Source organism: Sphingobium indicum BiD32 (genome assembly GCF_000382885.1).
GTDB lineage: Bacteria > Pseudomonadota > Alphaproteobacteria > Sphingomonadales > Sphingomonadaceae > Sphingobium > Sphingobium japonicum_C.
The window spans coordinates 1-3,134 of the sequence record NZ_CAVK010000254.1; the positions used below are offsets into that span (position 1 = coordinate 1).

Sequence of the window (3,134 nt, forward strand, 5' to 3'; positions counted from 1 at the left end):
AATCTCCGCCAAGCATGCTCAAGCTTCACGATTTTTGCAACAGAGCCGTGCAAACAGCCATTTTCTGTAATCGTTTACTAATTATGATTTCAACGTTTTTTCAATGATATAAAAAGCAATGCAAATGTTAATCATCTAAAATTTCTGAAAACGTTGTGATCCTAATTCGCTAGCCGACGGTCACCCCTGCGCCGCCCCTCTGACAGCATCACGAAGCCTCCCAACAAGCGACTCGCGCATCCCGAACAACAAACGGCCCGGTCCACCAGAACCGGGCCGTTCATCAGTGATCGTTCAACGATGCCAGCCGTCAGAACTTGGCGCCAACCTCCACGGCCAGAGTGCGGGGCTTCTCGACAAAGCCGAAGAAGTATCCCGGCCCTGCCAGCGGCACCGACGTCGCGTGCGAGTAGGTCAGCGTATTGGTCAGGTTGCGGCCGACCAGCGCGATGCTCCAGCGCGAGGTCTGCAGGGCTACGCGGGCGTCCAGTTTCCAGTAAGCCTGCTGCATGTTCTCCGGCTCGCCGGTGTTCTCCATGAAGTACTTGCTGGAATGCTGCGCAGCACCGCTCAGAGCCAGTTCCCACGGACCGGTGAGCGGAACGGTGTAGTCCGCCGTCAGCGTGAACGCCGCCTTGGGCGCGAAGGCCGTGCGTCGGCCCTTGAGGTTGCAGGCCGGAGACCCGGTGGGCGTCACCCCGCTGACCTCGCCAGCCGTCGCATCGCTCGGGCACTGCGCCCCCGGGAAGTCGAGGAACTTGGAATCGAGGAGCGAGAGACTGCCGCCCAGCGTCAGCCTGTCGATGGGCCGCCAGCGCGCATCCACTTCGATACCGCGCGAACGCGACTTGCCCGCGTTGACGATGTTGAGACCAGCGATGCCATCGAACTGCGATACCTGCAGGTTCTTGAAGTCGTTCTGGAACAGCGCGATGTTGACCTGAAGATTGGCGGCCGGGAACGTCAGCTTTGTGCCCACTTCATAGGCGTTCACGCTCTCGTTCTTGAACACGAAGGCATCGGGAATGCCATCGCCGTTGGAGTCCACGCGGGTCGGCGGGCCTGCGGTAAGCTGCGCCGGCAGGTTGCGCATCTCCATGTCGAAACCACCGGCCTTGAAGCCCTGCTTGAACGAGGCATAGGCCATCACGTCGCGGTTGGGTCGCCAGCGCAGCGTCACGGCGGGCGAGAGGTTGTTCTCCTTCAGCTTGGCGCGATAGTGCAGGTCTTCCGCGATCAGCGGCACGATGGCCGGCGTATCGTCGGACGTGATCCCGCAGGTGGGATGGTTCAGCGGACCTACGCAGACGCGGTGATCGATGTCCTTGCGCTCATTGGTGTAGCGAAGGCCCGCGCTGAGTTCGAGCGTGGGGGTAAAGGCGAAGGTCGCCTCGCCGAACAGCGCGATCGAACGCCCGTTCTGGTCGGACCGCTTGTACCATGTGCCCGAAGGCGGAACGACCGTTCCTGGAGCGGGCGCGGGGAAGCCCGGATAGGGGAAGATGTAAGCAGAATCGTCCTCGATGAATTCAAGGTTCGAACGCTCGAAGTAGGCGCCTGCCACCCACGACAGCTTGTTCTCGCGCGGAGAGGCCAGCCGCAGTTCCTGCATGAAGGTGTTGAACCGCTCATACCGGCGCAGCGTCGTGAACGGCACGTCGGTGTTGTCGATTTCGGAGTAGTTGCGCTGGTTGTGGCGGATATAGCTGGTCACCGAGGTCAGCGTCAGATCGCCGGCATGCCAGTTCGCCGTATTGGTCAGCGCCAGGCCCCGGAAGCGGTCGCCGTTGTCGACCGGATCGATCTGCTCCCCTGTGATCGCGCTGACTACAGCCGCGCTCGCCGGATCGAGGTTGATGCTGGAATTCCGGAAGTTGGCCTTGCAGTCCTCGTGGCTGGCGCCCACCGCAAGCGCGGTGTTGAGCGACGGCGGATCGCCCGCTGCCGGTGCACGCGGCTCGCAGCGGAAGACCTCCGCCGAAGATCCCTTCGTATCGGACTTCACGTAAGTGACGCTCAGCGTGCTGTCGAAATTGCTCGACGGCTCCCAGGTCAGCGTGCCGCGCGTCAGGAACTGGTCGTTGATGGGGCCGTCAGGGCCACCCGGCGCATTGTTCTTGATGTAGCCCTTGGACTCGTCGCTGTAGCGCATCGCGAGGCGTGCCTTGAGCGTATGATCGGCATTGAGCGGCCCGGAAATCGCCCCCTCGATGCTGGCCTGATCGCTTGCCTCGAATTCATAGGCCGCGCGGACATAGGCTTCGAATTCATCCGTCGGCTTCTTGGACGTGATGTTGATCGCGCCGGCCACGGTGTTCTTGCCGAAGAGCACGCCCTGCGGTCCCTTCAGCACTTCCACCCGCTCGATATCCAGCTGACCGGCACGCGCCCAGGCCGCGCGCGAATAGTAGGCGCCATCGACGAACAGACCCACGGTCTGCTCGAAGCCGGGATTGAAGGAGCCCGAACCCACACCGCGCAGATAAGCCGATGTGCCGAGATCCTGAATCACGATCTTGGCGGCAGGAACCAGCTGAACCGCCTCGGACGTCTTGGTGATGCCAAGGTTCGCCAGTCCCTCGCCCGTTACCGCGCTGACCGAAACCGGGACTTCCGAAAGCCGTTCCGCTCGCTTGCGTGCGGTCACGACGATCTCATCTATGCCGCGCGGCGATTCCGCCGCCGTTTCGCCCTGCCCTTGAGGCTGCCCCTGCGGCTGCTCCTGAGCCTGCGCCTGTGCCGCCATCAGCAGCGTCATGGCCGTTGCCGCCATGCTTGTGCTGATCCGAAGTGCGCCGTTTAGAAAACGTGTCGTCTTCATCGTCATCCTCCCCTCTTCCTTGGCTTCGTCCGAACTCGTCTCCCGGATCGAAGCCGCCATGTGTCAGTGCATGATCGCTCCGCCATCGACGAACAGCGTCTGCCCGGTGATAAATCTGCTCTCTTCGGAACTGAGGAAAACCGCGGCATCCGCGACGCTTTCCGGCCCCATCCGTGCGATGATGGGTTCTCCTCTCCATGTACCTCCGAGAACATTTTCAACGCCTCGGTTGCCCTTTGGGTAAACCCGCGCCGCGCTCCAAGTCAACGCAAAAATGGACCGTACAGTATCGTTGGCTCTGTTGCAAACTCTG

At 61.6% G+C, this 3,134-nt stretch carries 2 protein-coding genes; both read right to left on the reverse strand.

Annotated elements, in window-relative coordinates; translation table 11 throughout:
- Positions 1–310: 310 nt before the first annotated feature.
- A complete protein-coding gene (locus EBBID32_RS22650; protein ID WP_081628168.1) occupies positions 311–2,881 on the reverse strand; it encodes a TonB-dependent receptor in 2,571 nt (856 codons plus the stop codon).
- 3 nt (positions 2,882–2,884) lie between these two features.
- The coding region (locus EBBID32_RS23890; RefSeq protein WP_156022668.1) for an SDR family oxidoreductase at positions 2,885–3,134 on the reverse strand (250 nt) is incomplete at its 5' end.

What these genes read in the sequence shown, in the direction of transcription:
- EBBID32_RS22650 (WP_081628168.1), bottom strand. Translation starts at nt 2,881, where the DNA reads ATGGCGGCTTCGATCCGGGAGACGAGTTCGGACGAAGCCAAGGAAGAG.